Source organism: Pseudomonas delhiensis (genome assembly GCF_900187975.1).
In the GTDB taxonomy this organism is placed as follows: domain Bacteria; phylum Pseudomonadota; class Gammaproteobacteria; order Pseudomonadales; family Pseudomonadaceae; genus Pseudomonas; species Pseudomonas delhiensis.
In genome coordinates this window covers 1-20,564 of record NZ_FZPC01000015.1, presented here as the reverse complement: position 1 = coordinate 20,564, position 20,564 = coordinate 1, and the positions used below count along the sequence as shown (strand labels likewise).

Below are 20,564 nucleotides of genomic sequence, written 5' to 3'. Positions count from 1 at the left end.
TTCTCCGCGGGGGCCGCCGCTGCGCGGCCCCCGGTATCGGCAGGAGTTACTTGGCGGCGGTCTTGGCGTTGACTTCGGCGGAGGCCTTGTCGACCAGGCGGTCGATCTCGCCGGTCTCGCGACGCTGGGTCACGTAGATGTTGAGCACCTGCAGGTCCGCCGCGGAGATGTCGCGGCGCATGCCGAAGGCCACGCCCTGCTTGGCCAGGGCCGGCTTGGGCAGGACTTCGCGGGCCCAGTCGTTGGCCATGGCGAACAGGTGGTTGGTGTCGCTGGCGTCGACCAGCACGTCGGCGCGCCGCGACATCAGCGCCAGGCGCGTCTCGTCCATGCCCGGCAGGCGCATGACGGTGCCCTGCCTGACCACCGAGGAAATCGCCTTGTCCTGGGCGGTGCCGGACATCACCGCGAAGGTCACGCCGGGCTTGTCGTAGTCGGCGATGGCGTTGCCGGCGCCGCTGAACTTGGGGTTCTCCTTGTTCACCACCAGCGACACCTGGTAGTCGGTGGCCGGCGCCGAGAAGGCCACCGCCAGCGCCCGCTCGGGCGTCTGGTTGAGGGCCATGGCCAGGTCCCACTTGCCGCTCTGCAGGCCGGCCACGAGGTTGTCCCAGTTGGTGTCGACGAACTCCACCTTGACCTTCAGCACCTTCTCGCCGAAGTCGCGGCACAGGTCGACGAAGTAGCCGCTGTACTGGCCGCTACCGGCGTCGCGCATCACATAGGGCGCGGCGACCGCGGCGCCGCAGCGCAACACGCCGGCCTTCTGCACGCCCTGCCACATGGACGTATCGGCGGCCTGGGACGGCGCCTGGGTGAGCAGCGCGCCGAGGGCGGCCGCGCAGGCGAGGGCTTTGCGGATGGAGCGAGGGAACATACGAGCCATTTTGACCTCTCCGTTGATTTGTTCTTGTAGGCAGAAGGACAAGCAACCTATCGCTGTATGTTTAGTTGCACTCTTAAATGTATGCAGCGATGCATCCAGAGTATGAGCGGATGGCAAAAGCTGTCAACAGGCAGGCGAACGCCTTCCTCACGGAATGACTGGCGGGTCGAAAACCCAGGGACGAACCGGCGCAGCAATGCCGCACCGCCGGCGAAGAAGAGAAAACAGACGGAAAATCAAAAAGTTATATGAACAGGCGGGAAGCGCGGGCGGCAGCCCGCGTGTGCAGGCGGATCGAATGGAGGGGGCGAAGCCGGGGTTAGGTTAGGATTTCAACACATGAAGGTAAGAAATATTGGATTCATCCAACATGAAACCGGCCCTCGGGCCGACACCCGAGCCCGGGGCCCGGGGCCCGGGTGGACGACCAACGCCGCTCGAGCACGCCAGAAGCCAAGCTCCACAGCCCATGCAGCTACGGATGGCCCGGCAATTCGTCGGCATCATAAGAAGAAGGACTGCGACCTAACGCTCGATCCGGGCGAAACGCGCGCTCTCCCCGGGCGCCGGCGCCATCCTGGCGGGGGGCCTGGTCGCCTGCTGCAGCTGCGGGTCGCCGCACAGCGCCTCGTGCAGTGCTTCCAGCAGCACCTGCACGCGGGCGTCGGCCAGGCTGTAGTAGATCGAGCGGGATTCGCGGCGGGTCTTCACCAGCTGGTTCTGCCGCAACTCCGCCAGTTGCTGCGACAGGCCGGGCTGGCGCAGGCCGAGGTCGCGCTCCAGTTCCGCCACGGAACATTCACCCCGGGCGATCTGGCAGAGCAGCAGCAGGCGCGTCGGGTTGGCCAGCAGGCGCAGCAGGTCGGCGGCGTCGTTGGCGCGCTCCTTCAGGGCTTCCAGGCCCTCGTCGGCCGGGGTTTTCATGGTTTCTTCCAGCGGTAGTACCAGGTTTCGTCCGGGCCGGGTTCGACCTGCAACGCCTCGTGCGCATCCAGGGCCACCGGCTCCAGCAGCGCGCCGCCGGGCTGCCAGCCCTCCGGCGTGGAGGCGGCGTGCCGGTCGGTGGCCTGCAGCGCGGCGACCAGGCGCAGCAGTTCCTCCACCGAGCGGCCGACGTTCATCGGGTACCAGCTCAGGGCGCGGATGATGCCCTCCGGGTCGATCACGTAGCTGACCCGGGTGGTCGAGCTGTCCACCGCATCGGGGGCGACCATGCCGTAGCCGCGGGCGATGGCCATGGAGGGGTCCTCGATGATCGGGAAGTCGATGGCCACGCCGAAGCGCTCGTGGATGTCGCGTATCCACGCCAGGTGCGAGTAGAGGCCGTCCACCGACAGGGCCAGCAGTTCGCAGCCCAGTTCGTCGAAGCGCGGCTTGGCGCGGGCGAAGGCGATGAACTCGCTGGTGCACACCGGGGTGAAGTCCGCCGGGTGGGAGAACAGCAGCAACCAGCGGCCGCGGTAGTCGCTCAGGGCAACGTCGCCACGGGTGGTGCGGGCGCGGAACTCCGGCGCACGGTCGTTCTGGCGCAGCGGCGGCATGGAGGGAGCGGCACAGGCATTGGCTTCCACGGTGATCCAGATCCTCGGCTGAACAGGCCGTCATGCTACCGCCCCGGCCCGGTAGCGTCGACGCCGACACTTCGACGTTTTCATAATTGCACTATTAAAGAAATAGTGTAAGCATGATTCAGGTCAATGCCGCAGGAGACGTCCCCCATGTCCGCCCACCATGCCGATGCCGCCCTGGCCGCCGCCAGCGCACTGGTCGACGCCGCCGCCGCCGGCCGCGCCCTCGCCCCGCAGGTCACCTCCTTCTTCGACGAAGCCACCTTCACCGTCAGCCATGTGGTGTGCGACCCAGCCAGCAACGCCTGCGCCATCATCGACAGCGTGCTCGACTTCGACCAGGCCAGCGGCCGCACCCACCAGGAATCGGCCGAGGGCCTGATGGCGTTCATCCAGGCCAACGACCTGCGGGTGGCCTGGCTGCTGGAGACCCACGCCCATGCCGACCACCTGTCCGCCGCGCCGCTGCTGCAGGAGCGCCTGGGTGGCCGGCTGGCCATCGGCGAACGCATCACCCGGGTGCAGCAGACCTTCGGCAAGATCTTCAACGCCGGCAGCGCCTTCGCCCGCGACGGCAGCCAGTTCGATCATCTTTTCGCGGATGGCGAAAGTTTCCGCATCGGCAACCTGCAGGCCATCGCCCTGCACGTGCCCGGGCATACCCCGGCCTGCATGGCCTACGTGATCGGCGACGCGGTATTCCCCGGCGACACCCTGTTCATGCCCGACTACGGCACGGCGCGCTGCGACTTCCCCGGCGGCGACAGCGCCACGCTGTTCCGCTCCATCCGCCGGCTGCTCGGCCTGCCGGGGCGCACGCGGGTATTCCTCTGCCACGACTACAAGGCCCCGGGCCGCGACCACTACGCCTGGGAAACCAGCATCGGCGCGCAGCGCGCCGGCAACGTCCATGTCCACGACGGCGTGAGCGAAGCCGAGTTCGTCGCCATGCGCGACGCCCGCGACGCCACCCTGCCGATGCCGCGCCTGATGCTGCCCTCGGTGCAGGTGAACATGCGCGGCGGCCACCTGCCGGAGCCGGAAGACAACGGCGTGCGCTACCTCAAGCTGCCGCTGAACCTGCTCTGAGCCGCCGACGGCGGGCCATGACGGCCGCTGTCCCGCCGCCCTCCCCTTGCCTTGCGCCGCCGAAAGAAGAAGAGGAACCCGCCATGCAACGTCTGCCCCTGGACGATGGCCTTTGCGTCGCCCCGCAACTGAACCCCGAAGACCTTCCCGCCCTGGCCGCCGCCGGCATCCGCGGCCTGATCTGCAACCGCCCCGACGGCGAGGCCGACGGCCAGCCGGACAGCCGGGCCATGGCCGCGGCCGCCGCCGACCAGGGCCTCGCCTTCGTCTACCTGCCGGTGATCAGCGGCGCCATCGGGGACGCCGACGTGCGCGCCTTCTCCGCCGCCCTCGCCGGCCAGAGCGGCCCGACGCTCGCCTACTGCCGCACCGGCACCCGCTCGGCCACGCTCTGGGCGCTGTCCCAGGCGGGGCAACGGCCCCTGGACGACATACTCGCCCGCGCCGCCAGGGCCGGCTTCGATCTCGGCCAGCTGCGCCCGCGCCTGCAGGCGGCCGCAGGCCCGCGCCCGGCACGCGGCGAGCCCCTCTACGACCTGGTGGTGATCGGCGCCGGCGCCGCCGGCCTGGCCACCTGCGCCAGCCTGCTCAAGCGCCGCCAGAACCTGAGCATCTGCATGGTCGAGCCGGCCACGGAGCACTACTACCAGCCGGGCTGGACCATGGTCGGCGCCGGCGTCTTCACCCCCGACCGCACGGTGCGCCCGATGGCGGCGCTGATCCCCGACTGCGTGGCCTGGGAGCGCTCCGCCGCGGCGGCCTTCGCGCCGCAGGACGACCGGGTGATCCTGGCCAACGGCGCCAGCCTGAGGTACCGCGTGCTGGTCCTGGCGCCCGGCCTGAAGCTGGACTGGAACGCCATCCCCGGCCTGGCCGAGACCCTCGGGCGCAACGGCGTGACCTCCAACTACCGCTTCGACCTGGCGCCCTACACCTGGCAGCTGGTGCGTGGCCTGCACCGCGGCCGCGCGCTCTTCACCCAGCCGCCGATGCCGATCAAGTGCGCCGGCGCGCCGCAGAAGGCCATGTACCTGTCCGCCGACCACTGGCTGCGCGGCGGCCGCCTGGACGGCATCGACATCCAGTTCCACACCGCCGGCGCCGCGCTGTTCGGCGTGGCGGACTACGTGCCGACGCTGATGGAGTACGTCGAGCGCTACCGCGCCCAGCTCAACTTCGGCTCGACCCTGGCGGCGGTCGACGGCCCGGCGCGCACCGCCACCTTCGCCCGCACCGATGCCGACGGCCAGCGCCACGAGGAAGTGCGCGAGTTCGACATGCTCCACGTGTGCCCGCCGCAGACCGCCCCGGACTTCATCCGCAGCAGCCCGCTGGCCGGCGACGCAGGCTGGATCGACGTCGACCCGACGACCCTGCGCCATGCGCGCTTCGCCAACGTCTTCGCCCTCGGCGACGCCAGCGCCGCGCCCAACGCCAAGACCGCCGCGGCGGCGCGCAAGCAGGCGCCGGTGGTGGCGCAGAACGCCCTCGCCTGCCTCGACGGCCAGCCCCTGACGGCGGCCTACGACGGCTACGGCTCCTGCCCGCTGACCGTGGAGCGCGGCAAGATCGTGCTCGCCGAGTTCGGCTACGGCGGCAAGCTGCTGCCCACCTTCCCGCGCTGGCTGCTCGACGGCCGCAAGCCGTCGCGCCTGGCCTGGCACCTGAAGTCCGAGGCGCTGCCGGGCATCTACTGGAACGCCATGCTCAAGGGCCGCGAGTGGCTCTGCGCGCCCGGCCGGCGCAACGCCGAACAGTCCGCCTGAGGAGGCCAAGATGCCGACCCTCAGCCTGTTGCAGTACCTGCTCGGCGCCGCCGCCGGATCGCTGGTGGGCTTCACCCTCGGCCTGGTCGGCGGGGGCGGCTCGATCCTGGCCGTGCCGCTGATGGTCTACCTGGTCGGCGTCGACAACCCCCACGTCGCCATCGGCACCAGCGCCCTGGCGGTGGCCGCCAACGCCGCCGCCAACCTGCTCAACCATGCCCGCCGGGGCAACGTGAAGTGGCCCTGCGCCTCGGTGTTCGCGCTGGTCGGGATGGTCGGCGCCTTCTTCGGCTCGTCCCTGGGCAAGGCCTTCGACGGCCAGAAGCTGCTGGTGCTGTTCGCCCTGCTGATGCTGGTGGTGGCGGCGCTGATGCTGCGCGGGCGCGCCAGCGAGGGGGACGCCGCGGTGGCGCTGGGCCGCGGCAACGCCCCGCGGCTGGCGGCGTTCGGCGGCCTGGCCGGTGCCCTGTCGGGGTTCTTCGGCATCGGCGGCGGCTTCCTCATCGTCCCCGGCCTGATGGCCGCCACGCGCATGCCGATCCTCTTCGCCGTGGGCAGTTCGCTGGTGGCGGTGACCGCCTTCGGCCTGACCACCGCATTCAACTACGCACGCTCGGGCCTGGTGGACTGGCCGCTGGCGGTGGTCTTCATCAGCGGCGGGGTGGCCGGCGGGCTGTGCGGCGCCTGGCTGGCGACGCGCCTGTCACGCAGCCAGGGCACCCTGAACCTGGTGTCCGCGAGCCTGATCGGCGCCACCGCGCTGTACATGCTCTACCGCAGCCTGGGGGCGCTGGGCGTCATATGAAAGGACATTCGCCAGGCATGCGCCAGGGCGAGCAGGCGCCGCCTTCAGGTGTACTTCGTGAAGATCGCCCGGACCCGCTGCAACGTCTGCGCCGGGTCCTGCTCGCGGTCGTCGAAGGCCTCTTCCAGCAGGCAGGCGAGCAGCTCCTGGTAGGCCTTGTCCAGGGCCTTGCGCGCCGCGCGGAACTGCAGCGCGATGGTCTCGCACTCCTCGCCCCGGCGGATCATGGCCTGCAACCCGCGCACCTGGCCCTCGATCCGGGCCAGGCGGTTGAGCATCGCTTCCTGGGGGGTGATATCGGTTTTTCTACTCACGTGTACCTTCCAACGCGCATCCCGAGGTGACGGCCCCATGCGGCCTCCATCCCTGGCAACCCGGCGCCCGGACGTGAGGGTAGCGCTGTTCGCCGGGCACAGCCAGCCCGGCGACGGGGAAGCCGCCGGGCATGGCCCGTGCCCTGCGTCAGGCTCGCTTGCAGGCCTTGCAGGTACTGATGCCCAGCAGCGGGTAGGCCGGGCAGAAACGGAAGATGCCGGTGGCCAGCGGCACTACGCCGATCCACCCCCACCAGCCGATCATGCCGGCGAGGCTCAGCCCGATCAGCAGCAGCCCCACGATGATGCGCACAGCGCGGTCGACAGTCCCGACATTCGTTTTCATGACGATCTCCTTGGTCAGCTCCCGCGCGGGTCATCCGGCACGGTGAACATGAGCGGCGCGGATTGCCGGGCCAGGTCTCGGGCGATACCTCGCCCCCCCTGCTGCGTCAATCTGCCATCTCATTGGAAGGGCACTTCTTAAATACCCTATGGGGTATTACAGCAGCCGCTCCAGAGGTGCACAAGTGAGTGCGTCAATCCGCTACCCGAAGCTGGTCAGGGAACTGGCGGCCATCGTGCTGATCAAGCTGGCCCTGCTCCTGGCCATCAAGGCCATCTGGTTCGCCCACCCCACCCTTCCCGTCGAGGGCGAACGGCAGGTCAGCGCGCACCTGCTGGGCACCCCCGCGCCCACATCCACCCCCGCCAAGGAGTCCCCGTGATGATTTCCGAAGCCGTAGTCGACCTGTCACGCCTGCAGTTCGCCATGACGGCGATGTACCACTTCCTGTTCGTCCCATTGACGCTGGGCCTCGCCTTCCTGCTGGCGATCATGGAGTCGGTCTACGTGATGACCGGCAAGCAGGTGTACAAGGACATGACGCAGTTCTGGGGCAAGCTGTTCGGCATCAACTTCGCCCTAGGCGTCACCACCGGGCTGACCATGGAGTTCCAGTTCGGCACCAACTGGGCCTACTACTCCCACTACGTCGGCGACATCTTCGGCGCGCCGCTGGCCATCGAGGGGCTGATGGCCTTCTTCCTCGAGTCCACCTTCATCGGCCTGTTCTTCTTCGGCTGGGATCGCCTGTCGAAGGTCCAGCACCTGAGCGTGACCTGGCTGGTGGCCCTGGGCTCGAACCTCTCGGCGCTGTGGATCCTGATCGCCAACGGCTGGATGCAGAACCCGGTGGGCGCGGAATTCAACTTCCAGACCATGCGCATGGAACTCACCGACTTCGGCGCCCTGCTGTTCAACCCGGTGGCCCAGGTCAAGTTCGTCCACACCGTGGCCGCCGGCTACGTGACCGGCGCCATCTTCGTCCTGGCGATCTCCAGCTACTACCTGCTGAAGAAGCGCGACCAGGGCTTCGCCCGCCGCTCCTTCGCCATCGCCTCGGCCTTCGGCCTGGCCTCGATCCTCTCGGTGATCATCCTCGGCGACGAATCCGGCTACGAGATCGGCGACGTGCAGAAGACCAAGCTGGCCGCCATCGAGGCCGAGTGGAACACCGAGCAGGCGCCGGCCGGCTTCACCCTGTTCGGCATCCCCGACCAGGAGCAGATGCGCACCCACTACGCGATCAAGATCCCTTATGCGCTGGGCATCATCGCCACCCGCTCGCTGGACAAGGAGGTCACCGGCATCAAGGACCTGCTGGTGCAGCACGAGACGCGCATCCGCAACGGCATGACGGCCTATGCGCTGCTGGAGAAGTTGCGCGGCGGCGACACTTCCAAGGCCACCCTGGCCGCCTTCGACGCGGTCAAGCTGGACCTGGGCTACGGCCTGCTGCTGAAGAAATACACCGACAAGGTAGTCGACGCGAGCGACGAGCAGATCCGCCTGGCCACCCTGGACACCATCCCCGACGTGCTCACGCTGTTCTTCAGCTTCCGCATCATGGTCGCCTGCGGCTTCCTCATGCTCGCCCTGTTCGCCTGCGCCTTCTGGGCCTCGGCGCGCAAGCACGAGGAACGCAAGCCCTGGCTGCTGAAGTGGGCGCTGCTGAGCCTGCCGCTGCCCTGGATCGCCGCGCAGACCGGCTGGTACGTCGCCGAGCACGGCCGCCAGCCGTGGTCCATCGGCGAAGTGCTGCCGGTGCACCTGTCCGCCTCCAGCCTGGGCACCCACGACCTGTGGGGCTCGCTGATCGCGCTGGTCGCCTTCTACAGCCTGCTGCTGGTGGTGGAGATGTACCTGATGATCAGGTTCGCCCGCCTCGGCCCGTCGAGCCTGCACACCGGCCGCTACCACTTCGAGCAGGGCGCCGCGCAGCGCCCGGCCACCGCCTGAGGAGCCCGCCATGGACTACGAAACCCTGAAGATCACCTGGTGGGTGCTGATCGGCGTGCTGCTGATCGGCTTCGCCCTCACCGACGGCTTCGACATGGGCGCCATGGCGCTGCTGCCCTTCGTCGCCCGGGACGACCACGAGCGGCGCGTGGCGATCAACACCATCGCCCCGCACTGGGACGGCAACCAGGTGTGGTTCATCACCGCCGGCGGCGCCCTCTTCGCCGCCTGGCCGATGGTCTACGCCACCGCCTTCTCCGGGCTCTACTGGGCCATGCTGCTGGTGCTGTTCGCGCTGTTCTGCCGGCCAGTGGGCTTCGACTACCGCAGCAAGCTGGAGAGCCCGCGCTGGCGCAAGGCCTGGGACTGGGCGCTGTTCGTCGGCGGCTTCGTCCCGGCGCTGGTGTTCGGCGTGGCCTTCGGCAACCTGTTCCAGGGCCTGCCCTTCACCCTCGACGAGCTGATGCGGCCGGCCTACCACGGTGGCTTCTTCGCCCTGCTCAACCCCTTCGCCCTGCTCGCCGGGGTGGTCAGCCTGAGCATGTTCTGCCTGCACGGCGGCGCCTGGCTGATGCTGCGCACCGACGGCGAGCTGGCCGAACGCTCGCGCCGCGCCGCGCAATTGTGCGCGCTGGCGTACCTGGCGGCCTTCATCGGCGCCGGGCTCTGGGTCAGCCTGGGCATGCACGGCTTCAGCCTGGTCTCGGCGGTGGACGGCAACGCGGTGCTCAACCCGCTGCACAAGACAGTGACGCTGGACAACGCCGGCTGGCTGGCCAACTACCACCGCCAGCCGCTGACGATGCTCGCCCCGGCGCTGGGCATCCTCGGCGGGCTCATCGCCCTGGCCAGCGCCAGCGGCGGCAAGGGCGGCCTGACCTTCCTCGGCAGCGCCCTGGCCATCGTCGGCACGCTCTGCACCGCCGGCTTCGCGCTGTTCCCCTTCGTCTTCCCCTCCAGCGAGAACCCGGCGGCCAGCCTGACCCTGTGGGACGCGGTATCCAGCCACAAGACCCTCGGCATCATGTTCGCCGTGGCCTGCATCTTCGTCCCGCTGATCCTCTGCTACACCCTCTGGGGCTACGTGCGCATGTGGGGCCGGCTGAGCCGCGGGCACATCGATGCCAACCCCCACGGACTCTACTGAGGAGCGACAAGCATGTGGTACTTCACCTGGATTCTCGGTGTGCTGCTGGCCTGCAGCTTCGGCATCATCAACGCCCTCTGGCTGGAAACCACCCAGGACCTGGACAGCGATGACAGCCGCCAGTCCTGAACGCGCCCTGTGCCGCCGCTGGAGCCGCGTCGCCTCGCTGCTCCTGGCGGCGCCGCTGGCGCTGGTGCTGCTGATCCACCCGGCGCTGATGCTCGATGCCCGCGGCGGCTACAGCCATGGCCTGCTGATGCTGGTGATGCTCGGGGTGAGCGGCGGCTTCGTCCACGGGGTGGGCTTCGATCCACGCGGCCGGCTGTGGGCCCTGCTGTTCGGGCCGGCCGTGGCCTGGCCGCTGATGCTGCTGGGCTATGGCCTGCTGCTCTACGTGCGGACGAGCTGAGGCCGCCCTTCCCTTCACATCGAAAGAACCACGCCCATGCACCACCTGGCCCACTACGCCGCGGCGATCCTGGGTACCTCGACGCAGCCCCGGATCGTCCGCGAAAGCACCACCAGCACCCACTGGCATGAGAATGGCTTCGAAGTCCGGCAGTCGATCTCCACCTACGAGTTCAGCGATGGCGTGATCATCCGCCGCATGCTGGAACGGGACGACTACCCGCCGGATGAAACCCTGCTGTGCGCCGAGTGCTGGATCACCTACGAGGTCGTTCGCGACGGCCCTGCGGCCGCCGTGGTACAGCCCAGGCGCATGACGTTCGACTCCACGTGCCGCGAGGCTTTCTGGCTGAGGTTCCATACCGCCCCGGCAGCGGGCAGCGGCATCTGCACAACGGAAGGCCCTCCACGCTAGCGGGCCATCCGACGGCACCACAAACCCCATATTCCGGTTCAACTCGACCTGGCAGGTTCGAACATGAAAAGCCTTTCCATCGTCATTCCGTTGCTCGCCATTCTCTTCTCCACGGGCTGCGCCCAGCTGGAGAAGGCCCGGGAGAAGCGCGACGCCGATCCCGCCGCCTACGACGCCCTGGACCTGAACAGGCACTACTTCTCCCAGGATCCCCGCGACTGGGTGCAAGGAAGCTGATCCTGCCAGGGCCTGGCGGGAATGGCCCCACCGGCCCGGGGCAAGAAGCGCCAAACCTGAACGACAACTGAACGGTGCGACCATTGCGCACGGAAACAGCCCGCAGGCATTGATCCCGGTCAATCGCTCCGGGCCTCAGGCGGAAACATAGTGAAACCGAGCGCCCGAGGGGGCCAGGCAAGGACGCCGGCCGGTTATCCCGCCCTCGGGCGTTCCCCCATCGCACCGTAGGGCGCATAACGCCCCGGGCGTTATCCGCCGTTGGCCCCGGCTCCGTCGTCCCGCCTGTCGAGCGGACCTTGTCCGCGATAGCCGGAGGTTCCGGCACGGTTCGCGGATGAGATCCGCTCCTTGCCGCCCCACCGACACCATTCCCATGTAGGAACGCGCCCTGCGCGCGAAATCGCGGGCAGGGACCGCTCCTACAGGTTGCCGGGAAACACGGTATTTCTCCCCCGTAGGAGCAACTGTCTGACGGTCCGCGCATGGATGCTCTTCGTAGGATCGAGGGGGGCGCCTAGCTCTTGCTCGCGAACCTTTGTTCCGCGCACCTCACTTAACCTCGTCATTCCCGCGAACGCGGGACGCGGCTCCATCGCGAACAGCGCTTGCGCTGGCCCGAAGGGGTATAACCCAAAAACTTGGGGGCTTGGTGTAGCGCGCCGCTCCGAGTGCGTTGATGTTTCTTGTTTCGCCCCCTCGGGCGAGTCCCTTTTGTCAAACGGTGGAAGGCCACCCCCGCAAAAAGGAACCAAAAAGGCTTGCCCCGACATACGGGCCCGATGGAGCCGGGCTACCCTCGCGAACTCCCCCGCCACGGAGGCCCGCCCCGACAGCACGTCCCTGTGCTGATCGGGGCTCTAGCGACATCCATGTCGCATGACCTCCTGAGCGCCGGTTTCGCTCGGCCTTCTGAAGGGGCGTTCCGGTGCGCTCGGTGGTTTCTCTGGAAGTCCCAAACGCCAGAGCAAAAGCGCTTTTGCTTTTCGTAGGAGCGAGCTTGCTCGCGAACCCTGGCTCCGCTCCCCCTCCCTAACCCTCCCCCGCAAGCGGGAGAGGGGACCGTTCGGCGTGATGCGAAACCGCGAAGCTCCCGGGCTCCCCGTAGGGCGCATAACGCCTACGGCGTTATCCGCCGAATCGCGGACAGAGTCCGCTCCTACGGTTCCAGGAAGCGCGGGCGTAGGACCTTGTCCGCGATAGCCGGAGGTTCCGGCGCGGTTCGCGGATGAGATTCGCTCCTTGCCGCCCCACCGACACCATTCCCATGTAGGAGCGCGCCTGAGCGCGAAATCGCGGGCAGGGCCCGCTTCTACACAAAGCTCTCTGATCCCCCACGAAAAAGCCGCCACGACGCATGGGGTCGTCGTGGCGGCCAAGGGGAATGAATCGGACGGCCGAAGCCGGCATTCACGAACTCAAGACGGTTTGAATGAAGTCAACGGGCGACCCTCGATATATGGAACACGCGGTATTAACTGATACTTCGAAAAAGGTTTGTTAATCCGCAACAAACCTAGAACTTGGCTTCCAGGTCCAGTTGCAGCGTATCGATGTCCGCATCGTTACGCGTACCACTGGCGGCGTCCGACTTGGCCATGAAGTAAGTGGCGCCCAGGGCGAAGTTCTTGTCGATATCGTAGGCGACCTTGAACTTGTGGCCGCGGGATGCGCTATAGCCATTGGCGAAGTCCGAATCGGTAAAGGCGCCGACCACCGCGTTGCGCTGTACGTCGCGATAGTTGTAGTCGAAGCTGAAATCACCCAGCCTGGTCTTTGCACCGGTCAGCCAGGCCGTATCCGCATTACTGTCGGTCGCCTGGTTGACCACATACTGGCCGTAAAGCGAAAGCGGAACCGGCAGGTTGCCGAAGTCCAACTGGCCGAAACCTTCGTAGAGGCGGAAGTCCTTGGTGGTATTGCCATTGGCGGAAAGCTGGCACGGCGTCATGGTGGCCGAACCGCAAGCGCTGTCGGCATCGTTGTCGTACGCGTAGAGGCTCGCCCCGAGGGTCGCCTTGATGCCGTCGACGGGGCTGAAACGCGTGCCGAACTGGCCACTGTACAGGCGCAGGTCATGCTGGAACGCATAACCTTCGCCATCGACGTTGTCCTTCAGGTCGAAGTAGCCCGCGCTACCGAACAGTTCGGCACTGCCACCCAGCGGATACTTGTAGGTGACGGCAAGGCCTTCGGGGTTGATGTCGCCGTCCCAGATGACGTCGCCTTCGCTGACCCACGGCTGGCTCATCTTGCCGCCGATCAGGTGCAGGTTCTTCACCGCGGCGGGGTGGAAGTCGATATAGGCCTGGTCCAGCCACAGCTGCTTCTTGTCGAAGTAGTTGTCCATGCTCTGGTTGGTGGAGCGGGCATCGTCGCCACTGCCGGTGGCAATTCGGATGCCGGTGTCCACCTGCGGGTTGATCTGGCTGTAGAAGCCGACCCGGGCGCGGATGCGCTGGCGGTTCTGGTCCCCCTTGGTGCCGCTGTTCTGCGCATGCACGGTTTCCTGGCGCACTCGGACGTCGCCCTTCACCCGGGTCCTGGCGGCCCAGGCGATGCTCTGCTCGAAGGCGCTCATCTGCTCCTTCTTCGCCTTGGCCTGCTCCGCGGCGACCTGGTTCTCCTTGTCCAGCTCGGCCGTGAGTTCGGTGTACTGGGCGGCGCTGATCGAGCCATTGGCCTTGAGCATTTCCAACAGCCTGGCATCGACCCCCGCCTGCGCCGGAACACTCAGAACGAGCAATGCCCCGGCACAAATCCCCATCCCGCCCAGTGCAGAAATACTACGCATCAAGAATCTCCTGAAATCCGATAAAGGCGGCAACTGCCACCCAATTAATTCGTTTCCCACAAAGTTCTCCGCCACAGGCGAAGTCCTTGTCCCCAAACCGGGGAAGATTCTTGTTTTTTGAATATTTCAGAATGGTTTCAGGCAAAGGCGGGACATGAACAAGCAGAACATAAAGAGCCCTTGCAGCCCTTATGAATCGCGAATTCATATACTATTTGGCGAGGGTGTTTTTACGCGCAGCGGCTATATTGGCGAGCGGGAAATACCTAGCATTTTAAAAGTGAAGAACCCTTCTATTTTCGGTCGAATGGAAGTTCTTCCGAGTCACTGAATAGATTGGCCTCGCCGCCTCAGCTCCAACCCCAGAACATCAACCACCAGCCGCCCAGCACCGGCACGCAGGCCAGCGCCAGGCAGGCCAGGGCACCGGTTTGACGCAAGGGCGCGACGCCGCGGCGGCGGAGGATCCGCCAGCCCAGCCACAGCGTCCAGATACAGGCGCCCGCCAGCAGCAGGGCCCGCGCCGGCTGCACCCAGCCGAGGGCCAGCCCTTCGTAGCGCAGCAGTTTCACGGTGGTGGCCGAAAGCCCCAGGAACAGCCCGCAGGCGCCCAGCGGGATCAGCGCCTGGGCCAGGTGCGCATGCACTGCCCGGCCCTGCCCCGCCACCCGGCCGGCCAGGCGCAGCGCCGCTGTCAGCCAGCCGCCCATGAGCAGCGCCCAGGCCAGCACGTAGACCACCAGCGCGCCGCCATCGAGCCAGGTGAAGGCGTCGTTGTTCTGCGGGTAGTGCGTCAGCACCCACCAGGGCGCGTTGGCCTCCAGCGGCCAGACGATGCCCCGCGCCACCAGCCATTCCGCGCCCGCCTGCTTGAGCGCGATGAACCAGGGGCTGAGCGTCCAGTTGAAGGCGCCCATGGCCAGGCCGATCACCCCGAACAGCAGCAGGCGCACGGGCCACGGGCTTTCCGTGCGCTGGCCGTGGACGACGATTTCCTCATTCGGCCAGCGCGGGCTCAGGGCCACGGCGCCGCGCTGGCCGCTGCAGCGGCCGCAGGAATGGCAGTCGGCGCAGCCGGTCATGCGGCGGATGTCGATCAGCGGGGCGCAGTTGGGCGTCGGCAGGTGCGGCCCGGCATTGGCCAGCCAGCGCTGTTCGTCGACGCGGAAGTGCACCGGCGCCAACCGCGCGAGCAGGTTGAACACGCCGCTGACCGGGCACAGGTAGCGGCACCAGACGCGCTTGCCACGCCCGTACAGGAACCCCACCAGCATCGCCGCCAGGGTCGAGCCGCCGAGGATCAGCAGCGCCGGCAGCGCGTAGTCGTAGACGCTGACCAGTTGCCCGTACAGGGTGGTCAGGCAGAAGGCCACGAACGGCCAGCCGCCCCAGCGCATCCAGCGCGGGACGCCGCGCCCGCGGCCGTGCCGGCTCGCCCATTCGCTGAGCGCGCCCTCGGGGCAGAACAGCCCGCACCAGAGCCGCCCGAACAGCAGCATCGACAGCAGCACGAAGGGCCACCAGATGCCCCAGAACACGAACTGCGCGAACACCGCCAGGTTGTCCAGCATGCGCGCCTGCGGCGGGGGCAGGTCCAGGCAGGCCGGGACGACCAGCAGCACCGCGTAGAACAGCACCACGGCCCATTGCAGCGCACGGATCAGCCCGGCATGCCGGCGCATGCCGTCCCCCAGCCGGGCCAGCGGGGAAGGTGCGTCGCTCATGCCAGCCGGGCCTCGGCGCGAGGCTCGCCGCGCCGGCACAGGTAGCTTGCCAGCGCCCAGTAGGCCGGCAGCAGCAGCACCGCCAGCAGCGAGGGCGCGGCGCGGTAACCGGCGAACCCGGCCAGGGCCGCCCCCAGGCCGTGGCCGTCGCCGAGCCAGGCGGAGGTGTCCCACAGCGGGTCGCCGAACAGCCCGTAGCACCACTCGGGCAGGTCCAGCGCCATGACCTGCCCCGCCACCCGGTCCAGCGCCGCCATCAGCAAGGCGCCGCCGAGCAGTAGCAGGAGGACTTCGCTGACACGGAAGAAACGCCGCCAGCTCAGTATCCGCGAGGACCACTGCAGCGCGGCGTAGGTGGCCAGCGCCAGCAGGAAGCCGAGCACGCCGCCCAGCGCGAACCAGGTCCAGTCCGCCCCCTGCTGCGCGCCGATGCCGTAGAGGAACACCACCGTCTCGCTGCCTTCGCGGGCCACCGCCAGCATCGCCAGCAGCAGCACGCCCCAGCCGCCGTCCTCGGCGAGGCTGCGCTCGGCATCCTGCTCCAGTTGGCGCTTCATGCCGCGCCCGTGGCGGTGCATCCACACCACCATCTGCAGGATCAGCAGGCTGGCGCAGAGCACCATGGCGGCCTGGAACCATTCGCCGGACGGCCCCGCCAGCCACTCCCCGGCCAGCATGAAGAGCGCGGCCAGCGAGCAGGCCAGCACCACGCCCAGCATCACCCCGCTCCAGAGCATGCGCAGGCCGCGCGCCGGCTCCGGGCGATGGCAGAGCCAGGCATGCAGGATGCCGACGACCAGAAGCGCCTCGACGCTTTCGCGCCAGACGATGAACAGGGATTGCAGCATGCTTGGCTCCCGGTCAGTGCGCCACGATCTCGCCTTGCGGCAGGTCCATGTGGAACTCGTCGAAGAAGGGATAGCGGCCGGGCCGCAGGGGGTGGATCACCACGAAGGAGGTGACGCCCGGCGAGAGCACCTTCTCCACCCGCAGCGGCGTGCTCTCGAACTCCGCCGGCCCGCTGCCGGCGTTGCGCACCACGACCTTGAAGCGCTGCCCGGCGGGCACTTCCAGGGTCCGGGGGGTGAAGTGGCCATCGCTGATGGTCAGCTCATAGGTGGGGAGCGGCGCCGCCTTCGCGGCAACGGCGAACGACAATGCCAGCAGGCAGAAGAACGAGCGCAACATGACGGCCTCGCGACTCTCGGGAAGGGAACGCCGCACCCGCAGCGGGCGCGGCCCGCGCATCAGTAGCCGCCTTTCTTGCCGATGCCGGCATAGGTGAAGTCGTATTCCACCTTGCACTCCTTGAACCAGGGCGCCACGCCGGTTTCCTTGTCGACGTGGCGGCCGAACATGGAGGCTTCCGACGGTGGCAGGATGGTGTAGCTCAGGTGGTACTTGCCCGGCCCGAGCAGCTTGAGGTTATCGCCGTAGTGCGGGCCGTCGCTGGCCACCATGCCGTGGAAGTCGCCCTTGAGGACCTGGTCGCTGCCGTCCTTGCGCAGTTCGTAGGCCACCCGCAGGTGGGGAATCCAGCTGCCTTCCTGGAAGCCGTTGGGGTTGTCGGCGGTGGCGGCGATGTCGGCCTCCAGGTGCACGTCGGACTGCGCGGCGGCGCGCATCATCCCCGGCGGGTCCATCTCGATCGGCTGCAGGTACACCGCGCCGATCTCCATCCCGCCGCAGGCCTGCGGGGCACCGATGGGGTATTCCTTGGCCACCGCGAACGGGGCGGCGAGCGCCAGTATCACGGGAACGGCACGGTTGATTCGCATGGTCTTCTCCTTGGCTCTGGGGATGGGGAATCACGAGCCCGCATTTAGGCGCCAATCGACGTCATTGAGAATGATTTGTATCAAGAATTCCTGAGGTAAATCCGCAAAGCCTGCGCGGCAGGGCCATGAGGGCCTGCCGCCCCGTATCGGCAACTGGGCTAAGCTGAGCACTTCCACTTTCGCGGCGTCGATTCCCGGTGCGGCCTGCCCGGCCCCGGATGGCGCCCGTATCGAAGAGGAGACTGGGCGATGACCAAGCGATTCGAGATTGGCGACCATGTGAGCTGGAATTCCGAGGCCGGCCGGGTGTCGGGGACGATCATCGCCATCCACACCCGCGACTTCGACTACAAGGGCCACCGCCATCACGCCTCGGAAGACGAGCCGCAGTACGAGATCAAGAGCGACAGGACCGACCACGTCGCGGCGCACAAGGGCAGCGCCCTCACCCTGGCGTGACGCGGGCATCGCGTGAAGCTTCCGTTCTTCACCATCGGCCATTCCAACCGCAGCCTGGAGGCGTTCGTCGAGCTGTTGCGCGGGCCTGGCGTCGGGCTGGTCGTGGACATCCGCAAGGTTCCGCGCTCCGCGAGCAACCCGCAGTTCAATGCCGATACGCTTCCCGCGGCGCTGGCAGGCTGCGGCATCGGCTACGAGCACCTGGCCGCGCTCGGCGGGCTGCGCGGCAAGGCCCGGGGCCTGCCGGCGCAGGTCAATGGCTTCTGGGCCAACCGCAGCTTCCACAACTACGCCGACTACGCGCTCTCGGCGCCGTTCCGCCAGGGCCTGGAGCAGCTGCTGGAGGCCGGGCGCCAGCGGCGCTGCGCGATCATGTGCGCGGAAGCCCTGTGGTGGCGCTGCCACCGCCGCATCGTCAGCGACTACCTCGTCGCCCGGGGCGAGACGGTCTTCCACATCATGGCCGAAAGCCGCCTGGAACCCGCCCGGCTGACGGCCGGCGCCGTCGTCCAGGCGGATGGCTCGGTCGCCTATCCCGCGGCCTGAGCCCTGCGGGCCGCAGGCGGATGCCGGAACGCGACGCCCTTCCGGCCCGCCCTCGCCTTACCAGAGCGGCAGGCTGTAGCTGACGATCAGCCGCGTCTCGTCCATGTCGTTGCCGAAGCTGCTGCGGAAGGTGCTGTTGCGCACCTTGAAGCCGAGGTTCTTCAGCGCCCCGCCTTGCACCACGTAGCCGACGTCGGTGTCGCGCTCCCACTCCTTGCCGTCGCCCTGGCCATCGAGCAGGTCGATGTTGTCGCCGCGCAGGTAGCGCGTCATCAGGCTCAGCCCGGGCAGGCCCAGGGCGGCGAAGTTGTAGTCGTAGCGCAGTTGCCAGGAGCGTTCGTCCTTGTTGGCGAAGTCGCCGATCTGCACGTAGTTGACCAGGTACGGGTCGGTGCCGGCCAGGTAGGCGAAGCCGGTGTCGCCGGACATGCGCTGGTAGCCCAGGCCGAAGGCGTGGTTGTCCAGCCTGTAGGTGAACATCGCGTTGAGCGCGCGGTTGTCGACGTTGCTGCCGCCGTCGTCGCTGGAGCGCGCCCAGCGGATGTCGGACTTCAGCGACTGGCCCGCGGCGATCGGCAGGACGTGCAGCAGAGCCAGGTAGTGCTGGCGGTAGAGGTCTTCGAGATTGGCGTAGTGGTAGCTGGTGCTGAGGTTTTCGCTCCAGCGGTAGGTGCCGCCGGCCAGGTTGAAGCGGTCGCTGGTGAGGTGGCTGCCGGCGCTGATGTTGCGCTTGTTGCCGCGGGTGACACTGAGGTCCTCGGCGTTGGACGAGTCGCGCTGCTTGACCTGGCGCAGCTGGCCGGCCTGCAGGTCGAGGTCGTCGAGTTCCTTCGACTCCACCAGCGCGCCCTGGAAGGTCTGCGGCAGCAGGCGGGTGTCGTTGTACTGCACCACCGGCAGCTTGGGCAGCAGGGTGCCGACCTTCAGCGTGCTGCGGGACAGGCGCAGCTTGGCGGTCAGGCCCAGGTCGCTGTAGTCGTCGGCGGCGCGGCGGTCGCTGGCCGAGTACGGCAGCAGGCCGGAGCCGGAGCGGTCGGGGCTGGAGTCGAGCTTCAGGCCCAGCAGGCCCAGGGCGTCGACGCCCACGCCGACGGTGCCCTCGGTGTAGCCGGATTCGTAGCGCAGCAGGAAGCCCTGCGCCCACTCCTCCGAGTAGGACTGCGTCGCGCCGGACTGGCGGTAGTCGCGGTTGAAGTAGAAATTGCGCATTTCGAGGCTGGCCTTGCTGTCGGCCAGGAAGTCGGCATGGGCGAACGGGGGCAGCAGCGCCAGTCCGGAGATCAGCACAGGGAGTCGACGAATAGTCATTGTTCTTGTTTCTTTCTGCAGGGGTGTTGGCGAAACGCCGGGCCGGAGGTGTCCGGCCCGGCAAGGGGTGGGCTGGGGCTCAGACGGCCTTTTCCAGCGCCGGGACGAGCTCGAACAGGTCGCCCACCAGGCCGTAGTCGGCAACCTGGAAGATCGGCGCCTCCTCGTCCTTGTTGATGGCGACGATGACCTTGGAGTCCTTCATGCCCGCCAGGTGCTGGATGGCACCGGAGATGCCCACCGCTACGTAGAGCTGGGGCGCGACTATCTTGCCGGTCTGGCCGACCTGCATGTCGTTGGGCACGAAGCCGGCGTCGACCGCGGCGCGGGAAGCGCCGACGGCGGCGCCCAGCTTGTCGGCCAGGGCGTAGAGGAGCTTGAAGTTGTCGCCGTTGCCCATGCCGCGGCCACCGGAGACCACGATCCTGGCGGCGGTCAGTTCCGGACGGTCGGACTTGGCCAGCGCTTCACCGACGAAGGTCGAGCTGCGCGCATCGAAGACCTCGTCCAGCGCCTCGATGCCCGCATTGCCGCCTTCGGCGGCGACGGCGTCGAAGCCGGTGGTGCGCACGGTGATGACCTTGATCGGCGCCGAGGACTGCACGGTGGCGATGGCGTTGCCGGCGTAGATCGGGCGCTTGAAGGTGTCGGCGCTGACCACGTCGACGATCTCGGAGACCTGGTCGACGTCCAGCAGCGCGGCGACGCGCGGCAGGTAGTTCTTGCCGCTGGTGGTGGCCGGGGCCAGCACGTGGGTGAAGTTCCGGGCGATGGAAACCACCAGCGGCGCGATGTTCTCCGGCAGCTGGTGGGCATAGGCGTCGTCGTCGGCGACCAGCACCCTGGCAACGCCCGCGACCTTGGCGGCGGCTTCGGCCACGGCGCCGACGTTCGCGCCGGCGACCAGGACGGCGACATCGCCACCGATCTTCTGTGCGGCAGCGACGGTGTTCAGGGTGGCAGCGCCCAGGACGCCGTTGTTGTGCTCAGCGATTACCAGGATAGCCATCAGATTACT

The 20,564-nt window shown here is 67.8% G+C and carries 24 protein-coding genes; 12 read left to right on the top strand and 12 right to left on the bottom strand.

Annotated elements, in window-relative coordinates:
* Positions 1-46: 46 nt before the first annotated feature.
* From CHC02_RS14800 to CHC02_RS14790, 3 genes are all read right to left on the bottom strand, one after another.
* A complete protein-coding gene (locus CHC02_RS14800; RefSeq protein ID WP_089392219.1) occupies positions 47-886 on the bottom strand; it encodes a substrate-binding periplasmic protein in 840 nt (279 codons plus the stop codon).
* 525 nt (positions 887-1,411) lie between these two features.
* Positions 1,412-1,810 (bottom strand): ArsR/SmtB family transcription factor, encoded by a 399-nt coding sequence (locus CHC02_RS14795; protein ID WP_089392218.1) that lies wholly within the window; start codon positions 1,808-1,810, stop codon positions 1,412-1,414.
* A complete protein-coding gene (locus CHC02_RS14790) occupies positions 1,807-2,457 on the bottom strand; it encodes a peroxiredoxin (protein ID WP_244160936.1) in 651 nt (216 codons plus the stop codon). The genes CHC02_RS14795 and CHC02_RS14790 overlap by 4 nt, the downstream gene beginning before the upstream one ends.
* Positions 2,458-2,604: 147 nt before the next feature.
* Between CHC02_RS14790 and CHC02_RS14785 the strand changes: the two genes are divergently transcribed.
* The 3 genes from CHC02_RS14785 to CHC02_RS14775 all read left to right on the top strand — a co-directional run bounded on the left by CHC02_RS14785 (position 2,605) and on the right by CHC02_RS14775 (position 6,114).
* Positions 2,605-3,543: an MBL fold metallo-hydrolase gene (locus CHC02_RS14785; protein ID WP_089392216.1), complete on the top strand. Its 939-nt coding sequence runs from the start codon at positions 2,605-2,607 to the stop codon at positions 3,541-3,543.
* Between the two features lie 83 nt (positions 3,544-3,626).
* The gene (locus CHC02_RS14780; protein WP_089392215.1) at positions 3,627-5,309 is read left to right on the top strand and encodes a bifunctional protein tyrosine phosphatase family protein/NAD(P)/FAD-dependent oxidoreductase; all 1,683 of its coding nucleotides are present in this window, start codon (positions 3,627-3,629) and stop codon (positions 5,307-5,309) included.
* A 10-nt stretch (positions 5,310-5,319) separates the two neighbouring features.
* A complete protein-coding gene (locus tag CHC02_RS14775; RefSeq protein ID WP_089392214.1) occupies positions 5,320-6,114 on the top strand; it encodes a sulfite exporter TauE/SafE family protein in 795 nt (264 codons plus the stop codon).
* Positions 6,115-6,158: 44 nt separating this feature from the next.
* On the opposite strand, the gene CHC02_RS14770 is transcribed toward CHC02_RS14775, so the two are convergent.
* On the bottom strand, positions 6,159-6,392 hold the full coding sequence (locus CHC02_RS14770) for a metal-sensing transcriptional repressor (protein ID WP_089392213.1): 234 nt from the start codon (positions 6,390-6,392) through the stop codon (positions 6,159-6,161).
* Positions 6,393-6,576: 184 nt separating this feature from the next.
* On the bottom strand, positions 6,577-6,774 hold the full coding sequence (locus tag CHC02_RS14765; RefSeq protein WP_089392212.1) for a YgaP family membrane protein: 198 nt from the start codon (positions 6,772-6,774) through the stop codon (positions 6,577-6,579).
* Positions 6,775-6,958: 184 nt separating this feature from the next.
* Between CHC02_RS14765 and cydP the strand changes: the two genes are divergently transcribed.
* The 7 genes from cydP to CHC02_RS30215 all read left to right on the top strand — a co-directional run bounded on the left by cydP (position 6,959) and on the right by CHC02_RS30215 (position 10,937).
* Positions 6,959-7,156: a cytochrome oxidase putative small subunit CydP gene (gene cydP / locus CHC02_RS14760; RefSeq protein WP_244160937.1), complete on the top strand. Its 198-nt coding sequence runs from the start codon at positions 6,959-6,961 to the stop codon at positions 7,154-7,156.
* The gene (locus CHC02_RS14755; protein ID WP_089392210.1) at positions 7,156-8,730 is read left to right on the top strand and encodes a cytochrome ubiquinol oxidase subunit I; all 1,575 of its coding nucleotides are present in this window, start codon (positions 7,156-7,158) and stop codon (positions 8,728-8,730) included. The genes cydP and CHC02_RS14755 overlap by 1 nt, the downstream gene beginning before the upstream one ends.
* Before the next feature lie 10 nt (positions 8,731-8,740).
* Entirely contained in the window at positions 8,741-9,877 is a 1,137-nt protein-coding gene (gene cydB, locus CHC02_RS14750) for a cytochrome d ubiquinol oxidase subunit II (RefSeq protein WP_089392209.1), read from the top strand.
* Between the two features lie 12 nt (positions 9,878-9,889).
* Positions 9,890-10,006, top strand: a complete 117-nt coding sequence (gene cydX, locus CHC02_RS14745; RefSeq protein WP_089392208.1) for a cytochrome bd-I oxidase subunit CydX — start codon at positions 9,890-9,892, stop codon at positions 10,004-10,006.
* Positions 9,987-10,286, top strand: coding sequence for a cyd operon YbgE family protein (locus CHC02_RS14740; protein ID WP_089392207.1), 300 nt, complete (start codon positions 9,987-9,989; stop codon positions 10,284-10,286). The genes cydX and CHC02_RS14740 overlap by 20 nt, the downstream gene beginning before the upstream one ends.
* A gap of 36 nt (positions 10,287-10,322) precedes the next feature.
* Positions 10,323-10,700, top strand: a complete 378-nt coding sequence (locus CHC02_RS14735; RefSeq protein ID WP_089392206.1) for a hypothetical protein — start codon at positions 10,323-10,325, stop codon at positions 10,698-10,700.
* A gap of 63 nt (positions 10,701-10,763) precedes the next feature.
* The gene (locus CHC02_RS30215; RefSeq protein ID WP_158546448.1) at positions 10,764-10,937 is read left to right on the top strand and encodes a hypothetical protein; all 174 of its coding nucleotides are present in this window, start codon (positions 10,764-10,766) and stop codon (positions 10,935-10,937) included.
* Between the two features lie 1,516 nt (positions 10,938-12,453).
* Here the strand turns inward: CHC02_RS30215 and CHC02_RS14730 are convergent.
* The 5 genes from CHC02_RS14730 to CHC02_RS14710 form a co-directional block, all read right to left on the bottom strand.
* Positions 12,454-13,731: a putative porin gene (locus tag CHC02_RS14730; RefSeq protein WP_089392205.1), complete on the bottom strand. Its 1,278-nt coding sequence runs from the start codon at positions 13,729-13,731 to the stop codon at positions 12,454-12,456.
* 350 nt (positions 13,732-14,081) lie between these two features.
* On the bottom strand, positions 14,082-15,455 hold the full coding sequence (locus CHC02_RS14725) for a 4Fe-4S binding protein (RefSeq protein WP_089392204.1): 1,374 nt from the start codon (positions 15,453-15,455) through the stop codon (positions 14,082-14,084).
* Positions 15,452-16,303 carry an FTR1 family iron permease gene (locus CHC02_RS14720; protein ID WP_089392203.1) on the bottom strand — a complete coding sequence of 284 codons (852 nt, stop codon included), beginning with the start codon at positions 16,301-16,303 and terminating at the stop codon, positions 15,452-15,454. Before CHC02_RS14720 ends, CHC02_RS14725 begins: the two co-directional genes overlap by 4 nt.
* Positions 16,304-16,316: 13 nt before the next feature.
* Complete coding sequence (locus CHC02_RS14715; RefSeq protein WP_089392323.1) at positions 16,317-16,643, bottom strand: cupredoxin domain-containing protein; 327 nt, start codon at positions 16,641-16,643, stop codon at positions 16,317-16,319.
* Between the two features lie 59 nt (positions 16,644-16,702).
* Positions 16,703-17,233, bottom strand: a complete 531-nt coding sequence (locus CHC02_RS14710) for an iron transporter (protein WP_089392202.1) — start codon at positions 17,231-17,233, stop codon at positions 16,703-16,705.
* A gap of 249 nt (positions 17,234-17,482) precedes the next feature.
* Here CHC02_RS14710 and CHC02_RS14705 point away from each other — a divergent pair, with 249 nt between their 5' ends.
* Complete coding sequence (locus CHC02_RS14705) at positions 17,483-17,692, top strand: hypervirulence associated TUDOR domain-containing protein (RefSeq protein ID WP_089392201.1); 210 nt, start codon at positions 17,483-17,485, stop codon at positions 17,690-17,692.
* Positions 17,693-17,704: 12 nt separating this feature from the next.
* Entirely contained in the window at positions 17,705-18,238 is a 534-nt protein-coding gene (locus tag CHC02_RS14700) for a DUF488 domain-containing protein (protein ID WP_089392200.1), read from the top strand.
* 57 nt (positions 18,239-18,295) lie between these two features.
* On the opposite strand, the gene CHC02_RS14695 is transcribed toward CHC02_RS14700, so the two are convergent.
* Together CHC02_RS14695 and CHC02_RS14690 are read right to left on the bottom strand one after the other, a co-directional pair.
* Positions 18,296-19,546, bottom strand: a complete 1,251-nt coding sequence (locus tag CHC02_RS14695; RefSeq protein WP_089392199.1) for an OprD family porin — start codon at positions 19,544-19,546, stop codon at positions 18,296-18,298.
* A gap of 79 nt (positions 19,547-19,625) precedes the next feature.
* Positions 19,626-20,555, bottom strand: a complete 930-nt coding sequence (locus tag CHC02_RS14690; protein WP_089392198.1) for an electron transfer flavoprotein subunit alpha/FixB family protein — start codon at positions 20,553-20,555, stop codon at positions 19,626-19,628.
* Positions 20,556-20,564: the final 9 nt, after the last annotated feature.

Coding starts and splice junctions, on each gene's coding strand:
- CHC02_RS14800 (WP_089392219.1), bottom strand. CDS start 886: ATGGCTCGTATGTTCCCTCGCTCCATCCGCAAAGCCCTCGCCTGCGCG.
- CHC02_RS14795 (WP_089392218.1), bottom strand. CDS start 1,810: ATGAAAACCCCGGCCGACGAGGGCCTGGAAGCCCTGAAGGAGCGCGCC.
- CHC02_RS14785 (WP_089392216.1), top strand. CDS start 2,605: ATGTCCGCCCACCATGCCGATGCCGCCCTGGCCGCCGCCAGCGCACTG.
- CHC02_RS14780 (WP_089392215.1), top strand. CDS start 3,627: ATGCAACGTCTGCCCCTGGACGATGGCCTTTGCGTCGCCCCGCAACTG.
- CHC02_RS14775 (WP_089392214.1), top strand. CDS start 5,320: ATGCCGACCCTCAGCCTGTTGCAGTACCTGCTCGGCGCCGCCGCCGGA.
- CHC02_RS14770 (WP_089392213.1), bottom strand. CDS start 6,392: ATGCTCAACCGCCTGGCCCGGATCGAGGGCCAGGTGCGCGGGTTGCAG.
- CHC02_RS14765 (WP_089392212.1), bottom strand. CDS start 6,774: ATGAAAACGAATGTCGGGACTGTCGACCGCGCTGTGCGCATCATCGTG.
- CHC02_RS14755 (WP_089392210.1), top strand. CDS start 7,156: ATGATTTCCGAAGCCGTAGTCGACCTGTCACGCCTGCAGTTCGCCATG.
- cydB (WP_089392209.1), top strand. CDS start 8,741: ATGGACTACGAAACCCTGAAGATCACCTGGTGGGTGCTGATCGGCGTG.
- cydX (WP_089392208.1), top strand. CDS start 9,890: ATGTGGTACTTCACCTGGATTCTCGGTGTGCTGCTGGCCTGCAGCTTC.
- CHC02_RS14740 (WP_089392207.1), top strand. CDS start 9,987: ATGACAGCCGCCAGTCCTGAACGCGCCCTGTGCCGCCGCTGGAGCCGC.
- CHC02_RS14735 (WP_089392206.1), top strand. CDS start 10,323: ATGCACCACCTGGCCCACTACGCCGCGGCGATCCTGGGTACCTCGACG.
- CHC02_RS30215 (WP_158546448.1), top strand. CDS start 10,764: ATGAAAAGCCTTTCCATCGTCATTCCGTTGCTCGCCATTCTCTTCTCC.
- CHC02_RS14730 (WP_089392205.1), bottom strand. CDS start 13,731: ATGCGTAGTATTTCTGCACTGGGCGGGATGGGGATTTGTGCCGGGGCA.
- CHC02_RS14725 (WP_089392204.1), bottom strand. CDS start 15,455: ATGAGCGACGCACCTTCCCCGCTGGCCCGGCTGGGGGACGGCATGCGC.
- CHC02_RS14720 (WP_089392203.1), bottom strand. CDS start 16,303: ATGCTGCAATCCCTGTTCATCGTCTGGCGCGAAAGCGTCGAGGCGCTT.
- CHC02_RS14715 (WP_089392323.1), bottom strand. CDS start 16,643: ATGTTGCGCTCGTTCTTCTGCCTGCTGGCATTGTCGTTCGCCGTTGCC.
- CHC02_RS14710 (WP_089392202.1), bottom strand. CDS start 17,233: ATGCGAATCAACCGTGCCGTTCCCGTGATACTGGCGCTCGCCGCCCCG.
- CHC02_RS14705 (WP_089392201.1), top strand. CDS start 17,483: ATGACCAAGCGATTCGAGATTGGCGACCATGTGAGCTGGAATTCCGAG.
- CHC02_RS14695 (WP_089392199.1), bottom strand. CDS start 19,546: ATGACTATTCGTCGACTCCCTGTGCTGATCTCCGGACTGGCGCTGCTG.
- CHC02_RS14690 (WP_089392198.1), bottom strand. CDS start 20,555: ATGGCTATCCTGGTAATCGCTGAGCACAACAACGGCGTCCTGGGCGCT.